This is a genomic window from Pseudomonas sp. IT-196MI5, from assembly GCF_949767415.1.
Classification (GTDB): domain Bacteria; phylum Pseudomonadota; class Gammaproteobacteria; order Pseudomonadales; family Pseudomonadaceae; genus Aquipseudomonas.
This window is the reverse complement of record NZ_CATKPZ010000006.1, coordinates 17,353-34,577: the sequence shown is the minus strand read 5'-3', so window position 1 is coordinate 34,577 and position 17,225 is coordinate 17,353. Positions and strand designations below refer to the sequence as shown.

General features: G+C 61.7%; 12 protein-coding genes and 1 pseudogene. 5 read left to right on the top strand and 8 right to left on the bottom strand.

Annotation, left to right across the window (positions count from 1 at the left end):
• Window positions 1-70: 70 nt before the first annotated feature.
• A complete protein-coding gene (peaA, locus tag ACM6IK_RS04225; protein ID WP_414873284.1) occupies window positions 71-1,651 on the bottom strand; it encodes a quinohemoprotein amine dehydrogenase subunit alpha in 1,581 nt (526 codons plus the stop codon).
• Between the two features lie 374 nt (window positions 1,652-2,025).
• Complete coding sequence (locus ACM6IK_RS04220; RefSeq protein WP_108219424.1) at window positions 2,026-2,280, bottom strand: DUF1652 domain-containing protein; 255 nt, start codon at window positions 2,278-2,280, stop codon at window positions 2,026-2,028.
• Window positions 2,281-2,557: 277 nt separating this feature from the next.
• Here ACM6IK_RS04220 and ACM6IK_RS04215 point away from each other — a divergent pair, with 277 nt between their 5' ends.
• Complete coding sequence (locus ACM6IK_RS04215; protein ID WP_414873283.1) at window positions 2,558-4,048, top strand: aldehyde dehydrogenase family protein; 1,491 nt, start codon at window positions 2,558-2,560, stop codon at window positions 4,046-4,048.
• Window positions 4,049-4,170: 122 nt separating this feature from the next.
• Here the strand turns inward: ACM6IK_RS04215 and ACM6IK_RS04210 are convergent, their stop codons facing one another.
• From ACM6IK_RS04210 to ACM6IK_RS04185, 6 genes and pseudogenes are all read right to left on the bottom strand, one after another.
• Window positions 4,171-5,466, bottom strand: a complete 1,296-nt coding sequence (locus tag ACM6IK_RS04210; RefSeq protein WP_414873282.1) for an NAD(P)/FAD-dependent oxidoreductase — start codon at window positions 5,464-5,466, stop codon at window positions 4,171-4,173.
• Complete coding sequence (locus ACM6IK_RS04205; protein WP_414873281.1) at window positions 5,463-6,140, bottom strand: S8 family serine peptidase; 678 nt, start codon at window positions 6,138-6,140, stop codon at window positions 5,463-5,465. The genes ACM6IK_RS04210 and ACM6IK_RS04205 overlap by 4 nt, the downstream gene beginning before the upstream one ends.
• Window positions 6,130-7,848 (bottom strand): ABC transporter ATP-binding protein, encoded by a 1,719-nt coding sequence (locus ACM6IK_RS04200; protein ID WP_414873280.1) that lies wholly within the window; start codon window positions 7,846-7,848, stop codon window positions 6,130-6,132. Before ACM6IK_RS04200 ends, ACM6IK_RS04205 begins: the two co-directional genes overlap by 11 nt.
• Window positions 7,848-9,752 (bottom strand): sigma-54-dependent Fis family transcriptional regulator, encoded by a 1,905-nt coding sequence (locus ACM6IK_RS04195; protein WP_414873279.1) that lies wholly within the window; start codon window positions 9,750-9,752, stop codon window positions 7,848-7,850. Before ACM6IK_RS04195 ends, ACM6IK_RS04200 begins: the two co-directional genes overlap by 1 nt.
• 312 nt (window positions 9,753-10,064) lie before the next feature.
• Window positions 10,065-10,256: pseudogene (locus tag ACM6IK_RS04190) on the bottom strand (M20/M25/M40 family metallo-hydrolase); the annotation flags it as partial.
• 88 nt (window positions 10,257-10,344) lie between these two features.
• On the bottom strand, window positions 10,345-12,282 hold the full coding sequence (locus ACM6IK_RS04185; protein ID WP_414873278.1) for a potassium transporter Kup: 1,938 nt from the start codon (window positions 12,280-12,282) through the stop codon (window positions 10,345-10,347).
• Between the two features lie 543 nt (window positions 12,283-12,825).
• Here ACM6IK_RS04185 and ACM6IK_RS04180 point away from each other — a divergent pair.
• From ACM6IK_RS04180 to ACM6IK_RS04165, 4 genes are all read left to right on the top strand, one after another.
• Window positions 12,826-13,677 (top strand): sugar phosphate isomerase/epimerase family protein, encoded by an 852-nt coding sequence (locus ACM6IK_RS04180; protein ID WP_414873277.1) that lies wholly within the window; start codon window positions 12,826-12,828, stop codon window positions 13,675-13,677.
• A gap of 14 nt (window positions 13,678-13,691) precedes the next feature.
• Complete coding sequence (locus ACM6IK_RS04175; protein ID WP_414873276.1) at window positions 13,692-14,762, top strand: isopenicillin N synthase family dioxygenase; 1,071 nt, start codon at window positions 13,692-13,694, stop codon at window positions 14,760-14,762.
• 46 nt (window positions 14,763-14,808) lie between these two features.
• The gene (locus ACM6IK_RS04170) at window positions 14,809-15,603 is read left to right on the top strand and encodes an ABC transporter substrate-binding protein (RefSeq protein ID WP_414873366.1); all 795 of its coding nucleotides are present in this window, start codon (window positions 14,809-14,811) and stop codon (window positions 15,601-15,603) included.
• A 64-nt stretch (window positions 15,604-15,667) separates the two neighbouring features.
• Window positions 15,668-17,215 carry an amino acid ABC transporter permease/ATP-binding protein gene (locus tag ACM6IK_RS04165; RefSeq protein ID WP_414873275.1) on the top strand — a complete coding sequence of 516 codons (1,548 nt, stop codon included), beginning with the start codon at window positions 15,668-15,670 and terminating at the stop codon, window positions 17,213-17,215.
• The last annotated feature ends 10 nt before the right edge of the window (window positions 17,216-17,225 follow it).

The following is a 17,225-nucleotide window of genomic DNA, read 5'->3' as shown; positions in this document are numbered from 1 at the left end:
GTGCAAGCCTCGGATTTCGGGGCCTGCGGTCATTCCGAAAAGTGTCTGAAGACTTGGGTTTCAGCCAGCATCAAGGAATGGGTGGATTGTTCCAGCGTTGCACGGTCACGATCATGTGGCCTTCGCCGGTCAGGGATTTCCCGGCGTCGTCGACGGCGGCGATCACCTTGAGGTTGCCAGCATTGTTGGTGGACATCTTGCGTGCCGGGTTCGGCCCGGCATCGCCCGGGGTGAACACGCCGGCGTCGGCCTGCATGGTGCCGGCGAACTTGACGTCTTCGTCTTCCCTGGCGCGGTCGTCGAAGGCCTCGACTTTCCACTGCGCCGGGAACACGCCGATGCGGTACGGCTTGCCGTCGGCGCCCTTGCCCCAGGCTTCTGCGTCGAAACGGCCCTGGACCTTCGGCGTCGATCCGCCGCCGTCGCCGATCCGCGCCACCGAGAATTCCGGCACCACTTTGACCGAAGCGATCTTGCTGTACACCGACAGGCTCGGACCTTTCAGCGTGCCGACACTGACCGCGCGCGCACCCGGTTGGGCATTGGCGGCGGCCTTGAGCTTGACCTTGATCTGCTGCGGGCTCTGCGAGACGACTTCAATCACTTCCACGCCCTTGCCGAAGTCCGGCTTGCCGCTCAGGCCACTGCCGATCAAGGTCACTTCGGTTTCGCTGCCAGCCTTCAGATAGCCCGGCTGCACCGCCAGCAAACGGCTGGAACCCTGTTTGGCGGCGACGAAGTCCAGACCGCGCTCGTCATGCTCGGCCTCGAACATCCGGCCCTGCATTGCATTGCCCTGGGCGGCGAACACCTGGCGCAGGGTCACGCCATCGATGGTCACGTTGCCGCGCCATTCGTAGCCGGTGTAGAGAATCGCACTGCCGTCGCCATTGAACGGGCTGCCGTCGGCGTATTGGCCTTTGACGCTGACCTTGAAGGTGTCGCTGCCATCGGCGGTTACGCTCATGACACCGGCCAGTTCACCCTTGCCCGGCAAGTGGCCGCTGAAGCTCCAGTCGCCCACCAGGGCCTCGGCCTTTGGCGCCGCACTCTGCCATTTTTTCCAGGCCGGGTTGTCCAGCGGATAACGCTTGGCCAGCAGCGGCACCATGTCTTTGCGGGCCATATCGAACCAGTCGCGGTCCCGGGCCAACGCCTGGTATTCCAGGGACGGCCATTGGCCGAGGTGAAAGTTCACCAGGCGTTCCCACTCTTGCGCCGGACGCCGTTGCAGGGCCACCCGCGCACCGGAGTGGCAGCGGCCGCACATCTGGCGGGTCGGGTCGTCGAACTGCTCGACGGTATTGAGTCGCCGCTCCAGCGCATAACGCACGCCGTCGGTTTCGCTCGGCGCCAGGCCCTGGGTGTCGGCCAGGTACTTGACCAGGGTTCGACGGTCGTCATCGCTGATCTGCAAGCCGTGCATGGTCTGCATTCGGGCAATGCTCATCAACCAGCCTTCCGGCGTCTTGCGCTGGTGGCTGATGCGGCTGAGGGCGTTATCGGCTTCGGGGGTGTGACAGCCCTGACAGGTTTCCTTGAGGATGGTCTGGGCGTCGCGGGCTGCCAGGCTATGAGGTGAATGCAGCGCTATACAAGCGGCTACGGCCAGCAGGCTGGCGCTCATGCCTGATCGGAGTTTTCTCTTCATCAACGTCGAACCTCGCACGGTGCGTTCTTATTGTTGTGGCTTATCGTTTTTATGGTTTCTGCCGTCGGCATTGATCCGCTGACGGAGGCAGGAGAAACGTCTGAGATGTGCAATACACAGAGCGTGCCAGCTTGCCGATAAGCTTTTTTATCAATCACTTACGCTGATTTGAATGCATTGGGCCATGCCCGGACGCGATCTGCCGCGTCTAGTTTCGCGACAGTTGTTGCAGTCTGAGACAGCGTAGTTGCCCGGCCCGAGCCGCTCATCGCCCATCGATTGACGGGGCCTGCCCAGCCGGTAAGAAAAGGGGATCGGGGAGGATTGCCCAAAGGCCTGCGCCGCACCACGCGTGTAGTGCGGCAGGCCTCGGTTCAACTGTTAAACGTCGGGTGCACACCTTTGTGCGCGTTGATTTCCTGTTGCATCTGCACCACCAGCGTCGCAATCGCGTGGGGTGAATTCAGCTCCCAAAGCGGAACGTGGGTCGCCACCAGGTCGACTTTGCCGGTCACGCAATCACACACGCGAATGGTCAGGGACTGATCCGGCGCCACGCTGCACGTGCATACCGACGGCAGAAAACTGTGTTCAATGATGTTTTGGATTTCCAGGGTTGAAAGGTTCATCGCTGCCTCCCTCACGCCAGATGTATTGCCAGGACAATGCTCCGTCATTTCGCCCGCCAGGCGAGAAAATTCTAGCCCCCGCCGAAGGTGCTCTCAAGATCGCGAACCGGTTGCCCGTCGTCTCACCGGCTGTCGCGAAATGCGACAAACACCCCTACCCGGCCCCCTTGATCTGCTGCGGAAAAACCCCGCCCGACCATGGCCGACCGGCACTTTGGGGGACTTGGCACAGCCATTGCGAAAGCCCGGTTCTCACGACCAACAAGAGGCCTCGCCAATGTCGCTCCCAAACGTGCTTCCCGCCACTTCGGCGTTCATCCAATGCGCCCCGCGCATGCTGATCGGCGGTGACTGGGTCGAGGCCGCCGACGGCCAGACCATGCCCCTGCACAACCCGGCCACCGGCGAAGTGCTGTGCGTGGTGCCACGGGCAACGCCTGCGGATGTCGACCGCGCAGTGCTTGCCGCCCGCCAGGCGTTCGACGATTCAGCCTGGACCCGCGCCCGTCCCCGGGAGCGGCAGAACCTGTTATGGAAACTCGCCGACCTGATGCAGCGCGACGCCGAGCTGCTGGCGCAACTGGAATGCCTGAACAACGGCAAAAGCGCGGCGGTGGCCCAGGTGATGGACGTGCAACTGGCCATCGACTTCCTGCGCTACATGGCCGGTTGGGCGACCAAGATCGAAGGTTCCACGGTTGATGTGTCGGCACCGCTGATGCCCAACGACCAGTTCCACAGCTTCATCCGTCGCGAAGCGGTGGGCGTGGTTGGTGCCATCGTCGCCTGGAATTTCCCGCTGCTGCTGGCCTGCTGGAAACTCGGTCCGGCCCTGGCCACCGGCTGCACCGTGGTGCTCAAACCCGCCGACGAAACCCCGCTGACCGCACTGAAACTCGCCGAGCTGGTGCTGGAGGCCGGGTATCCCGAAGGCGTGTTCAACGTGGTCACCGGCACCGGCATCACGGCCGGTTCGGCCCTGACTCACAACCCGCTGGTGGACAAGCTGACCTTCACCGGTTCCACCGCCGTGGGCAAGCAGATCGGCAAGATCGCCATGGATTCCATGACCCGGGTCACCCTGGAACTGGGCGGTAAATCGCCGACCATCGTCATGGCCGACGCTGACCTGAAAACCGCTGCGGCCGGGGCTGCAAGCGCGATTTTCTTCAATCAGGGCCAGGTCTGCTGCGCAGGTTCCAGGCTGTATGTACAGCGCAAGCATTTCGACAATGTGGTGGCGGACATCAGCGACATCGCCAACGCCATGAAACTGGGCAACGGCCTGGACCCGAGCGTCGAAATGGGCCCATTGATCTCGGCGCGCCAGCAGGAGCGCGTCTACGGCTACATCGAAAAGGGCCGGGAAAGCGGTGCGACCATTGCCTGTGGTGGTGAGCAGTTCGGGCCGGGGTTCTTCGTCAAGCCGACGGTGATCGTCGATGTCGATCAGAAGCACTCACTGGTGCAGGAAGAAATATTCGGCCCGGTGCTGGTGGCCATCCCGTTCGATGACGAAGCCGATGCTCTGCGCATGGCCAATGACAGCCCTTACGGGTTGGGCGCGAGCATCTGGTCCAATGACTTGGCGGCGGTGCACCGGATGATTCCACGCATCAAGTCAGGCTCGGTGTGGGTCAACTGCCACAGCGCCCTGGACCCGGCGCTGCCGTTCGGCGGCTACAAGATGTCCGGGGTCGGGCGTGAGATGGGGTATGCGGCGATCGAGCATTACACCGAGCTGAAGTCGGTGTTGATCAAGTTGTAATAGCGGCGCTCTTCAGGCCGCCATCGCGAGCAAGCTCGCTCCCACATTGGTTATGTGTCGATCACACATCCCCTGTGGGAGCGAGCTTGCTCGCGATGAGGCCCGCCCAGACAACCCGGAATTCAGGGTTTGAACCCCTGAGCCAACAACCAACTCCTGACCATCCTTCCCTGCTCCACCGTCAAACCGGCCAACACCTGCTCAGCCGGCTCACTGCGCAATCGCCGCACCAACGCCGCCATCTCAACCCCCTGCACATGCCAGATCCCCAACGGCTGATCGGCCGTGATCACCACCTCGGCCTCATCGACCCACCCATCGCGCAACACCGGTGCCCGCTCAATCCTCAGCGCATTGAAGTCCACCGCGGCATGGGCCACCTCGGCATCCGGCCAGTTCCGTCGTGCCTGCCAGAACGGCTGGTCCAGCCAGCGTTGCTCATCGGCATAAAAATCCCGGCCGACCCGTGCAAAACGCAAAAACAACTGCGCCACCCGCTGCTGGTGGAAACGCTGGGCCAGAGCCGCACGTTCGGGCTTGCACAGCAGCGTGTTGATCACCGCCGGCGCCTGCAACGCCGAGGACAACGACTGAAAGATCCCGTTGCCCGACAGCGGGTCGACGGCCATTGCCGCATCGCCGACCCGGATCCAGTTTTCGCCACACACCTGCGGGCTCAGAATCGCCGTGCTGCTGCGGGCGTGCAGTTGTAGATCACCTTGCGCTTCGCCAGCAAAAAATGCAGTGGCCAGCCGCGAACCCTGGCGCCGCTGTCGACAGTATTCGAGCAACATCGCCTTGCCCGGCAACCCGGCACTGGCCACGTCCACCGTCCATTGCCAGTAGCACTGACCGTCGGCGCGCCGCGCCATCCACGCCCAGCCGTCCTCGAGGCTTTCCACGGCGCTGGCGGTGCTGCCCGGCGAACCCTGCCAGCGATTGAGCAAGCTGACCGTCTCGGGGCCGCGCAAGCCTTTGCCGGTAGCGGGAGCCTGACGTCCGCGGGCCTCGACGAGAAACGCTGCGAGCAGCGGTTCGCGGCCGTCGATTTCGATTCGATGGCCATTGGTCGAAGAATGAACCGTCAACACCCGGCCTTCGATGAGCTCAACCCCCGCCAGGCGCAAATCTTCGCGCAGGCCTCGGTCAAACAGCGGACGGTCGAGCAAGTATTCGATGTTCTGCGCATGGTGCTGGCCGTTCCAGCTCACCTGGCGTTGAGAAGGCAGCGCGGCATCCGCCAGTGCATGCTGCAGGCCCGCGCCGTGCAAGGCTTCCAGCACTCGCACGGATACACCTTCGAGCGCCGCAAACCGGCGCCATTCGCTGATCAGCGTGACGCCATGGCCCAGCCGCCGCAGCCCTAGCGCGACCGCGGCCCCCGCCGGCCCGGCACCCAGAATGACGATCTCGGTCATGGCTCGAAGCGCCGTTCAGGGCCACGGTAACGGGCATGCTCGCGCAACCATTCGACGACTTGCTGATTGCTGGCGCCAGGCTGTTCGGCGAGGAACCCGGCGATGTGCCCGCTCAAGGCAGCACAACCGAGGCTCGCCCCGGATTGCCCCGGGTAGGTGCCCTGCACACACGCGGCGAAATCCGCCTGGGCACTGTTGAGCCACGACCATTCCTGCTCGGCGCAGCGCGCATCGCCGGTCACCCGCAACACCTGCGGATAGTTGGCCGGAAACACCCCTTCGCCCTGGGCCGGACTCGACGCACACAGCAGCACACCCCGAGCCACCGCTGCCGCGCAGGCGGCGCGCAACAGACTGCGATCCTGGCGCAGGCCGAGGCTCAGATTGATCAGCCGCACGTCCTGCGTCAGCAGCCAGTCAATCGCCGTGGCGATCTGCAAGGCGCTGGTGACACCGCGCTGGTCGAACACCTGGGCCACGCAAAACAGCGCCGAAGGTGCACGCCGGCCGATCGCTTCGATCACCGCGCTGCCATGCCCCAGCGGATCGTCGCGCAAGTCGCCCTCGGCCAGGCCGTCTTCGAGCAAGGCAAAGCGCCGACCGGCGATCACCCGCACCCGTTGTGCCGCCGAGTGGCCGCTGTCCACCACACCCATGCGCAACTCAGGTTTCATGCAGCACCGTTTTCGAGGTCAGCACGCCGTCGAGCAATTCGAAACGCAGATCGGCATCGGCCAGGGTTGATGGGCGATGGCTGATCAGGATGCGCGTGCGCCCGGCAAACAAGCGGTCGATGGCGTCGATGACTTCGCGCTCGGTGGCTTCATCCACCGCGGACGTGGCTTCATCGAGCACCAGAATCAAAGGGTCCTGCAACAGCGCCCGGGCAATCGCGATGCGTTGTTTCTGCCCGCCGGACAACTGCTGACCGCGCTCGCCCAATGGACTGTCGAGGCCTTCGGGCAAGGACTCGATCAGGCTGTCGAGTTGCGCCAGCCGCGCCACGTCGGCAATCGCCTCGCGGCTGGCGTCCGGCACCGCGTAGGCCAGGTTGTCGGCGAGGCTGCCACGAAACAGCACGATGTCCTGGCTGACGATGGCAATGCGCCGACGCAACTGGAACAGATCCAGTTCGCGCAGATCGACATCACCCAGCAGGACCCGACCCGATTGCGGATCGTGGTGACGTTGCAGCAGGTCGATCAGGGTGGATTTACCCACGCCCGAGCCGCCGCCGAGGGCCACTTTCAATCCGTAGGGAATCCGTGCTTCGATGCCGCGCAGGGTCGATTGGCGGCCGGGATGGGCGAAGTGCACGTTGTCGAACCAGAGATCGCCGCCATTGGGCATCGGGCGCGGCGTGGCGGGCGTCGACACGGTCGGTTGTTCGCCGCGCAACTCCATGACCCGGCCGAGGCTGACGGTCATCCGCTGAATGGCAACGTAGAGCCCGAGCAGACTTTGCACCGGCCCCACGGCCATGCCCAGGTAGGTGGAAAACGCAATCAGGGCACCGAGCTGCCAGGTGCCCTGCACCACCCAGTAACCGCCGATCAGAAAGGCGCAGGCCCGGGACAGCGAGGTCAGCGTACCGGGCACGGCCTGGGTGAAAAATTCGGTGACTTGCAGGCGCAGCAACTGGCTCATGTAGCCCTGCCCCAGCGTCTCGAGGCGCCGCGCTTCGCGCTGTTGCTGGCCGGCGGACTGGATGAACTTCATCACCGGCAGCGTCTCGACCATGAACGACGACATGTCTGCCGAACGCTCGCGCAACTGCCGCACATCGCGCTCGACCTTGCGCCGCATCCAGCGCAGCCAGAGCACGTCGAGGGGAATCAGCACCACCGCCAGCAGCGAGAGTTTCCACGACAACGTCAACAGCATCGCGATGGCAACCACCAGACCGATCACACTCGACACCGCCGAGAACAGCGAGTCCACCGCGAACCGCTGGATTTCCGCGACGTCGCCATCAAGGCGCGACATCAGGTCGCCGATGCGCCGCTGGCCGTAGAAGCTCGGCGACAGGGTTTGCAAATGCCGGTACAGGTCGTCGCGCAAGGCAAACAGCATGCGCCCGGACAGTCGTGTATGCAGGTAGCGGTTGATGCCCGAGAGCGCCGTGCCCAGCAACCCGGCGACGATCATCAGCCCGGCGATCAATACCAGCATCGGGAAGTTGCGCGCCAGCAGGCCATCGTCGATCAGCAGCTTGGTCAGCCACGGCTGCACCAGTACCAGCGCCGAGGCGCAGACCGACAGGCCCAGCAGTCCGGCAATCGCCAGACGATGGGGACGCACGAAGCTGTACAACCAGCGCAGTGACGCTTGCAGCGCCTCGGGGTTCTGGCTGTCAATCAGCCGAACGATCAAGCGCTGCATCACGGACGCAACTGTTTGAGCTTGCGATAAAGCGTCGCGCGGCTGATACCCAGGGCGTCGGCGGCGGCCGAGACGTTGCCCTGATGCGTGTCCAGGGACTGACGGATCAGCTCCAGTTCGTTTTCCCGAATGCTGCCGGCCTGGGGCCGTTCGCTGGCGGTCAAATCGTCGAGCATGCTGTCGGGCAAGTGATCGAGGGTCAGCACGGTTTCACCCGGCTCGCGCATGGCCAGCGCGGTGCGCAGGACCATCTCCAGCTGGCGGATGTTACCGGGCCAGTGATAACCGCCGAGCAAGCGATCGAGACCATCGTGCAGAACCACGGTGGGGGCGCCCAGTGTCGTCAGCATGCGACTGACCAGCGCGGCGAAATCTTCGCGTTCGCGCAGGGCCGGGAGCATCACGCTGATGCCGTTGACCCGGTAGAACAAGTCCTCGCGAAAGTGTTTTTCTTCCACCAGACGCTTGAGGTCGCGGTGGGTGGCGCAGATCAGCGCGATGTCGATGTCCTGCTCTTCGCCTGCGCCCAGGGGCGCGACCTTGCGATCCTGCAATACCCGCAACAGTCGGGCCTGCAAGGCCAGGGGCATGTCGCCGATTTCATCGAGGAACAAGGTGCCGCCATGGGCCTGCTGCAGGCGCCCGACCATGCCGCCCCGGCGTGAACCGGTAAACGCGCCTTCGCGATAGCCGAACAGTTCGGACTCGATCAAGCCTTCGGGAATGGCCGCGCAGTTCACTGCCACGAAGGGTTTGTCGCAGCGCGCTCCGGCCATGTGCAGGGCGCGGGCGATGACCTCTTTACCGGTGCCGGTTTCACCCAGCAACAAGACGGGTAGCTCATTGGCCAGGCCTTGACGGGCCATGCGCAAGGCACGGGCATAGCGTGTATTGCTGCCGGCCAGCGCCTCCAGATCCGGTTTTGCCTTGGCGGGTTTCGCCGCAGTGCGCGGTGGGCTGCTGACGTTGATCGAGCGTTGCGGCGCGCGCAGGGTTTTGTAGAAGAACTCTCCCTTGGCGGTTTGCAGGCTGCCGACCCCGCCCTGATGCAGGCGCGCCAGCAATTGCAGACCGTCGACGCCGAGAAACTCCTCGCAGCGCCGACCGACCAGGGCTGAGCGCTCGGCGCGGAGCAACTGACAGGCCTGGGCGCTGACCGCGAGGATCTGCCCGCCGAGACTCACCGCCAGCAAGCCTTGCCACGGGGATTCCAGATACTGCCTGCGGCTGTGGAAGGCCAGCACGATTTCGTCCGGATAGCTGGCGTTGAACACCCGGCTTTCGATCTGGCTGACGGCCATGGCCAGCAGCGCAGTGCTGTCGTGGGCGCGGCCGAGAGGGCCTTCGCGGGTCAGGTCGAGGACGCCAAGAATGTCGCCCTGGGGGCAATGGATCGGCACCGAAGTGCAGGAAAAATCGCTGAGGCGATCCAGATAATGTTCGCCGCAATCGATCAGGGTCGGCTGGGCTTCCACCAGCGCCGTGCCCAGGGCATTGGTGCCGCGGACCGCTTCGCTCCAGCAGGCGCCCAGGGTGATGTCCTGCAGGCCGCTGCCCTTGAGACGGTCGGCGCGGCCTTCGACGGCGAGGATGGTGGCGTCGGAGTTGGCCAGGATGATCAGCCCTTCCTTACCCTGACGCTCGGCCAGGTAATCGATCGCCGGCAACGCGGCGTCGATCAGCAAGCGGTTGTTGGCCAGCAATACGTCGAGGCTGGTACTCGATTCCAGCGCCAGCTCGTGCTTGGCATTGAAATGCACGCCATGGCTCAGGCTGCGCCGCCACGAGGCATCGATTTCCGCACGCAGGACGCCATCCGGCACTTCGCCTTCCAGGTGCAACTTTTCCCGGGCCAGCCGGGCTTCGCGATGCAGTTTGGGGGAGTTTGTTTTTATTAGCGTCATCAAGCGCTCCGGGTCGTCCGCCCTGCGCCTTCATACGTTGGCGCCCTGGCGCAATCTTTACGTTAACGTCAGGGCTATGGCAAGTGCCGTAGGGCGCTTGTAATTCACCAGATAGACCGCGTTATCGTTCTTCGCGAGCAAGCTCGCTCCCACACTTGACCGTGTTGAACCAAAAATGTGTGGTCAATATCGAACAATGTGGGAGCGGCGGTGCGGCGATCTGACTTGCCCGCGAAGAGGGAGTGTCAGATGACGCAATTGTTGTCTGACCCACCGCTTTCGCGAGCAAGCTCGCTCCTACAGGGCCTGCGTTCAGTCGATTTTCCCGGCACGCAACAACACCGCGTTGAGCAGCACATCCGTGCCCTGGCGCACGTCTTCGGGCAGTACGTCTTCGGCTTCGTTGTGACTCAGGCCGCCTACGCACGGGATGAACACCATGGCCGTCGGGCAGTACCGCGCCAGGTGGATCGCGTCATGTCCGGCGCCACTGACGGTCCCCTCGGTGGAGTCCGGGAACCGTTGGTGAGCGCCCGTCGATTTTTCCACATCCCGTGGGGAAAGTCGGGGAAGTACAAGCTAGCAGAATTCCTTACATCTCAACCTGTGTGCCCAGCTCTATCACCCGATTCAACGGCAACTTGAAGTACTTGAGGTTGCTGTTGGCGTTCTTGAGTAAAAAGGCGAACAGGCCTTCTCGCCAACGGGCCATGCCGATGCGCTTGGTCGGGATCACCGTTTCCCGGCTCAGGAAATAGGTGGTGCGCATCGGACTGAAGTCCAGCTCAGCCAAGTGACAGAGACTTAACGCCAAAGGGACATCGGGCTCCTCGATAAAGCCAAAGTGCAGGCTGACCCGGAAGAACCCTTCGCCATACGCTTGAACCTCAAACCGGCGATCTGCACTCACACGAGGGCTGTCTTCAGACACCACGGTGAGCAACACCACTTGCTCATGCAAAACCTGGTTATGCAGCAGGTTGTGCAGCAACGCATGCGGAACGGCATCGGACCTGGCTGTCAGAAATACCGCCGTACCTTGTACACGATGAGGAGGCTGCGTGCGGATGCTACCGATGAACAGTGGTAGAGGCAGCGCGGTTTCGTCCAGCCGTTCAACTATGATCTTGCGGCCCCGTTTCCAGGTGGTCATCAAAATGAACAGGCCAATGCCGGCAATCACCGGGAACGCACCGCCCTGGAAGATCTTTGGAGCATTGGCCGCGAAGTACAGGCTGTCGACCAGCAGAAAACCGAGCAGCATCGGAATGGCCAGCCAGCGCGGGGTTTTCCATAGCAACAGGACGACAGCCGAAGACAGGATGGTGGTAATCAACATGGTGCCCGTCACAGCGACCCCATAAGCGGCGGCCAATGCACTGGACGACTCGAAACCAAGCACCAGCAGCACAACACCGACCATCAATGCCCAGTTGACCGTGCCGATGTAGATCTGTCCCTGCTCCAGGCTGGAGGTGTGCTGGATAAACATGCGAGGAACATACCCAAGCTGGATGGCCTGGTGGGTCAGGGAAAATGCGCCTGAGATCACGGCTTGAGAAGCGATGATGGTCGCCAGTGTGGAGAGTGCGACCATCGGCAGTAGTGCCCAGCCCGGTGCGAGCAGATAAAATGGATTGCGCACCGCTTCCGGGCTCTCCAGGATCAACGCACCCTGGCCAAAATAATTGAGTACCAGCCCTGGCAACACCAAAATGAACCACGCGCGGGCAATGGGTTTGCGACCGAAGTGTCCCATGTCTGCATACAGTGCTTCGGCGCCCGTCAGCGCGAGTACCACTGCACCAAGGATGGCCACACCGATTCCCGGATGAGCGATAAAAAAATGCGCTCCCCAGTACGGATTGAGCGCTTGCAATACTTCCGGTCGCTGGAAAATGCCATAGATCCCCAGCGCACCCAGCACGACAAACCACAGCACCATCACTGGGCCGAACAGGATACCGATGCGAGCGGTGCCGTGTTTCTGTATCAAGAACAGCGCCACCAGCACGATCACTGACAAGGGCACGACCCAGTGTTCGATTCCGTCAAACGCCAGTTGTAGACCTTCAACCGCAGAGAGCACCGAAATGGCCGGGGTGATCATGCTGTCCCCGTAAAAAAGCGCCGCACCGAACAGGCCAAGCAGAACGAGTATTTTACTCATGCGCGGATAAGGGGCGGCCGCGCGGCGGGCTAAAGCCGTCAAGGCCATGATGCCGCCTTCGCCCTGGTTGTCGGCGCGGAGAATGAACAGCACGTACTTGATCGAGACAACCCAGATCAACGACCAGAAGATCAACGACAGAATGCCCAGCACGCCGTCGTGATTGGCCTGGACACCGTAGTGGCCGGCAAAGACTTCTTTCAACGTGTACAGAGGGCTGGTGCCAATGTCCCCGTAAACCACTCCGACCGCGGCGACGAGCAGGCCCAGTCCTGACGTTTTGGATTGCGGGTTTTCATGTGCTCCGACTGCTGTCTCACTCAAGGGTCGCTTCTCTCGAATTGCGGGGAGGAAGTGCATGCCATCCTTGGGCAAAACAAAATGCCCAGGCCACTGAAGCCTCAAGGCGCATGGACGATCTGAAAAGTCGCGGCCAGTATCTTTGAGGGCAGAAACGGCAGTCGTAAAGAATGCGTAAAAATTTACGGCGATACGAACGCTATCCATTCAAATCATCAGATTGGATCTGGCGGTGCCGGGTGTGCTCGATATTGCCGGACTGACATATTGAGTCGCTTGCAGCCCTGCGTGACAGGCAGCACAGTCAAAAGCGAACTCTCAGCAGCCCGGTGTCGCTTGGGACTCTTCAAAATGATGCCGTAATAATGGCATCTCTCGCTAATAGCTAGCGTAGACACGTTCTCGCCCACAAAATCCTTCCTGGCAAGCGAGATAAATAGCTAGCTATTTGTTAGTGAAAGTCTGAAGTATTCATTTGAACTTTCAGATTCTTTCACCGCGCGGCCTGTGCCTAACATCGGCTCCACAGCGAACCAGCCTCTTTGCAGCCTGGCGCCGTCGAAGTGCTTTTGCAGCAGACCCTGGGATTTTTGAGGATCACCGATGAAGCTGGAAATTTTCCGCACGCTGTGGGGTTATACCGCCAGCAAGGCTCAGGCGCTCGAGGAGTTGCTGCACGCGGGCTTTGACGGCATGGAAGCACGCCTGCCACTGGACGCCCGTGAACGGACCGAGTTCGGCGCTTTTCTCCAGGCCAATCGCCTGGGCTATATCAGCACCGTCTTCACCGCGTACGACGTACTGCCGGACCAATCGGCAACGCCTGCCGTTCACCTCGATGACCTCGACCAGAAACTCGCCTGGGCTGCCGAACTCGGCCCACGCTTCGTCAACGTGCTGGCGGGCAACGATCGCTGGTCCTTGCCACAACAAGTTGAATTTTTCGGCCAGGCGCTGGATCTGGCGCGCAAGCACGGCCTGGTCTGCAGTTTCGAGACCCACCGCTCGCGTTCGCTGTTCAACCCCTGGGTGACCCTGGAGTTGATCCGCCAACTGCCCGACTTGTTGTTCACCAGTGACGTCAGCCACTGGGTCGTGACTTGCGAGCGTCTGTTGAATGACCCGGCCGATGACCTGAGCGCTTTCATCGAGCGGGTTCACCATATCCAGGCCCGGGTCGGCTACGACCAGGGCCCGCAGGTTCCGCACCCGGCGGCGCCCGAATATGCAAAAGAACTGGCGTTCCATCAGCAGCACTGGGAAAGCATCTGGCGCTCGCAGCAAGCCCGCGGTTACCCGGTCAGCACCCTGACCCCGGAATTCGGCGCCGACGGCTACCTGCATCATTTGCCCTTCACCAATGTCCCGGTCGCCGACCTGTGGTCATTGAACGTGTGGATGGGCCAGACCGAGCGCGAACACTTCAAGCGTTTCAGCCACTCAAGCCATCCTTAGGGAGCCGATGCGTCATGCCTGACAATAAACACAACAGCGCCAGCATTGACACACACAAAGCCAACTTCAACAGCATTCCGGTGGTCAACATCGCCGGTCTGTTCAGCGTTGAACTGGAACACCGCCTGGCCGTGGCCGAGCAACTGGGGTGCGCCGCCAGCGAGGTCGGGTTCCTCTATATCACCGATCACGGCATCGACCCGCAACTGATCGCCAACCTGCGCCAGGCTGCCAAGGACTTTTTCGACCAGCCCTTCGACACCAAAATGCGCCACTACATAGGCACCTCACAAACCCACAAGGGTTTTGTGCCCGAAGGCGAAGAGGTCTATTCCAAGGGCAAGCCGGACCACAAGGAAGCCTTCGACGTCGGCTTCGAAGTCCCGGCCGATGACCCGCTGGTGCTGGCCAACACCCCGTTGCTGGGGCCCAACGACTGGCCGCAGCTGGCAGGCTTCAAGGCGTCGGTACAGGCCTACTATGCAGCCATCTTCGCCTTGGGCCGGCGCCTGTTCAGCGGCTTCGCCCTGACCCTGGGCCTGGAAGAAAACTATTTCGACAGCCTGGTCACCCGTCCGCCGTCCAAGCTGCGCCTGATCCACTACCCCTTCGACGGTGCCGCCCATGACGCACCGGGTCTTGGCGCCCATACTGACTACGAGTGCTTCACCATCCTTTTGGCCGACAAACCGGGCCTTGAGGTGATGAACGATCTTGGCCAATGGATCGATGCACCACCGATGGCCGATGCCTTTGTCGTCAACATCGGCGACATGCTGGAGGTGATGACGGCAGGCGCTTTCGTTGCCACGGCGCATCGGGTGCGCAGCGTGAAGGAGGAGCGCTACTCCTTTCCGCTGTTTTATGCCTGCGACTATCACACCCAGATCAAGCCGTTGCCCGGGTTCGCCCAGGCAGGCAACGACTACGAAGAAATCACCATCGGCGAACACATGTATGGCCAGGCGTTGCAGACCTATCAATATCTGCGCCAGAGGGTGGCCAACGGGGAAGTTCAACTGCCAGGCAAGGCACGCAAGCCCGCCAGTTTCGGACATTTGAAAAATCAGGCGCAACCGTCCTGATTGAAATTTTCAGCTACCCCCCTACCTACGCCGGAGTCAGTACATGATGAAAAACAACAAGAAAAACCTTTTGAGCCTGGCTGTATTGGCAGCCGGTATGTTCGGTGCCTCGGTGAGCATGGCCGCGGCAGAAACGTTCAAGGTCGGCATGGAAATCACCTACCCTCCTTTCGAGTCCTACGACAAGGACAAGAATGTGGTGGGTTCGGACCCCGAGCTGGCAACGGCTCTGGCCAAGCAGATGAACGCCACGGTGGAGTTCGTCGACACCAAGTTCCCGAGCCTGATCCTGGGCCTGAACTCCGGCAAGTACGACGCGATCATTTCCGGCATGTACATCACACCGGAGCGCCAGACCCAGGCCCAGACCATCGCCTATGCCAACACCGGCGCCGCGGTCATGGTACCCAAGGGCAGCGAGATCAATGCGAAAAAACCTGAAGACCTGTGCGGTTTGAAACTGGGCCTGGAACAGGGCACCACCTGGGTCAAGCAATTCAGGAAGCTGTCGGATGAATACTGCGTGCCGAACAACAAAGGGGCGATCACCGTCAGCGAATTCCCCTCGGCCCCCGAAGTGACCCAGGCCCTGCTGTCCAAAAACATCCAGGCCCAGGTCGAAATCGCCGGCGCGGCAAAAATGATCGCGGAAAAGACCAACGGCCGGGTCGTGATCACCACCGAGCATCCGATCTATCAGCAAACCCTGGGCATCTTCGTCAAGAAAGGTAACGACGAAACCTTCCAGGCCGTGCAGAAGGCCTTCGAGGAGAGCAAAAAGAGCGGTGAATACGCCGCAGTCCTCAAGAAATATGGTTTGGAAGAACCGACTGCCAACTAAGATCCTGTCCTTGTAGTCTGGTCATCTGCCTCCCCTGCACCGGGGCGGCAGATCGAGGTGCCCCATGCCATTCGATTGGTCGTATTTCTTCTCCCTGTTCTCCCTGCCGGACTTCTGGAAGGCCTGTGTCACGGTGGTCCAGCTCAGTGCCCTGGCCTGGTTCATCGGCATGCTGCTGGGCTTTGTCCTGGCCACGGCCAAGCTGTCCCAATCGCCCTTGCTGCGCATTCCCGCTGCGGTCTACATCTGGTTCTTCCGCAGCATCCCGTTGCTGGTGCTGGTGGTGTTCGTCTACAACCTGCCGCAATTGTTTCCCGGTAGCGGATCGATTCTGTCCAACCCTTTCTACGCAGGCCTGTTGGCCCTGGTGGTCACTGAAGCGGCGTACATGGCGGAAATCCATCGTGGCGGCCTGATCTCCGTGGCCAAGGGCCAGAAGGAAGCCGGGCGTGCGCTGGGTGTCGGCCTGTTGGGCATGCAACGCCTGATCGTGATCCCCCAGGCTTTCCGTATTTCGCTGCCGACCCTGATCAATGAATACATCACGGTAGTCAAGCTGACATCGCTGGTCTCGGTCATTTCCCTGACCGAAATCCTCACGGTCGGCCAACGCCTCTATGCCACCAACTTCCTGGTCATGGAGACCCTGGCGGCGGTAGGCGTCTATTACGTGTTGATCGTCACCGTGTTCGGTTATTTCCTGCAGCGCCTGGAGCGCTACCTGGACCTGAACCTGCGCAAGCCGCACACGCTCGACGCGGCCACCATCGCCAGGTTCAAGGCCAGTGCCGAAGCGTTGCCCGATACTGCGCGCAAGGCAGCAGGCACTAACGCGACGCCCATCCTGCAACTGAAGAACATCCAGAAGAGCTATGGCACGCACAAAGTGCTGCTGGGTATCGACCTTAATGTCGAATGCGGCCAGGTGGTCTCGATCATCGGGCCATCCGGTTCTGGCAAGACTTCGCTGATCCGCACGGTCAACGGCCTGGAAACCATCGATACCGGCGACATTTTGTTGTTCGGCGAAAAATTCATCGAGGCTTCTGGCAAACCCAACGGCTCCCGCCTGCGCAAAGGCGTGCGGCACATCGGCATGGTGTTCCAGAACTTCAACCTGTTCCCGCACCGCACCATTCTCGACAACGTCACACTGGCACCGCGTTACCACGGCCAGCCGGGCGAGCTGAGTGAACATCGTGCCTATGCGCTACTGGACAAGGTCGGCCTGCTGGCCCATGCCCACAAGTACCCGCACCAGCTCTCCGGCGGGCAACAGCAGCGCGTGGCGATCGCTCGAGCCCTGGCGATGGAGCCGCAGATCATGCTGTTCGACGAGCCGACCTCGGCCCTCGACCCGGAACTGGTCAACGACGTGCTGAACGTGATCCGCGACCTGGCGAAAGAAGGCATGACCATGCTGATCGTGACCCACGAAATGGACTTTGCCATGTCGATATCCGACCGGGTCGTGTTCATGGAGAACGGCAATATCCAACTGGATGCCGCCCCTGAAACCATACGATGCGATGCCAAAGGAGAACGAGTGCGGCGCTTCATGGGAATCAGTGCCCGATCGCCAAGCCTGGCTGCAACGCTGGATCATGCGTGAGCATGGGTGC

What these genes read in the sequence shown, in the direction of transcription:
- ACM6IK_RS04180 (WP_414873277.1), top strand. Translation starts at nt 12,826, where the DNA reads ATGAAGCTGGAAATTTTCCGCACGCTGTGGGGTTATACCGCCAGCAAG.
- ACM6IK_RS04205 (WP_414873281.1), bottom strand. Translation starts at nt 6,140, where the DNA reads ATGAAACCTGAGTTGCGCATGGGTGTGGTGGACAGCGGCCACTCGGCG.
- ACM6IK_RS04165 (WP_414873275.1), top strand. Translation starts at nt 15,668, where the DNA reads ATGCCATTCGATTGGTCGTATTTCTTCTCCCTGTTCTCCCTGCCGGAC.
- ACM6IK_RS04200 (WP_414873280.1), bottom strand. Translation starts at nt 7,848, where the DNA reads ATGCAGCGCTTGATCGTTCGGCTGATTGACAGCCAGAACCCCGAGGCG.
- ACM6IK_RS04210 (WP_414873282.1), bottom strand. Translation starts at nt 5,466, where the DNA reads ATGACCGAGATCGTCATTCTGGGTGCCGGGCCGGCGGGGGCCGCGGTC.
- peaA (WP_414873284.1), bottom strand. Translation starts at nt 1,651, where the DNA reads ATGAAGAGAAAACTCCGATCAGGCATGAGCGCCAGCCTGCTGGCCGTA.
- ACM6IK_RS04215 (WP_414873283.1), top strand. Translation starts at nt 2,558, where the DNA reads ATGTCGCTCCCAAACGTGCTTCCCGCCACTTCGGCGTTCATCCAATGC.
- ACM6IK_RS04175 (WP_414873276.1), top strand. Translation starts at nt 13,692, where the DNA reads ATGCCTGACAATAAACACAACAGCGCCAGCATTGACACACACAAAGCC.
- ACM6IK_RS04170 (WP_414873366.1), top strand. Translation starts at nt 14,809, where the DNA reads ATGAAAAACAACAAGAAAAACCTTTTGAGCCTGGCTGTATTGGCAGCC.
- ACM6IK_RS04220 (WP_108219424.1), bottom strand. Translation starts at nt 2,280, where the DNA reads ATGAACCTTTCAACCCTGGAAATCCAAAACATCATTGAACACAGTTTT.
- ACM6IK_RS04185 (WP_414873278.1), bottom strand. Translation starts at nt 12,282, where the DNA reads ATGCACTTCCTCCCCGCAATTCGAGAGAAGCGACCCTTGAGTGAGACA.
- ACM6IK_RS04195 (WP_414873279.1), bottom strand. Translation starts at nt 9,752, where the DNA reads ATGACGCTAATAAAAACAAACTCCCCCAAACTGCATCGCGAAGCCCGG.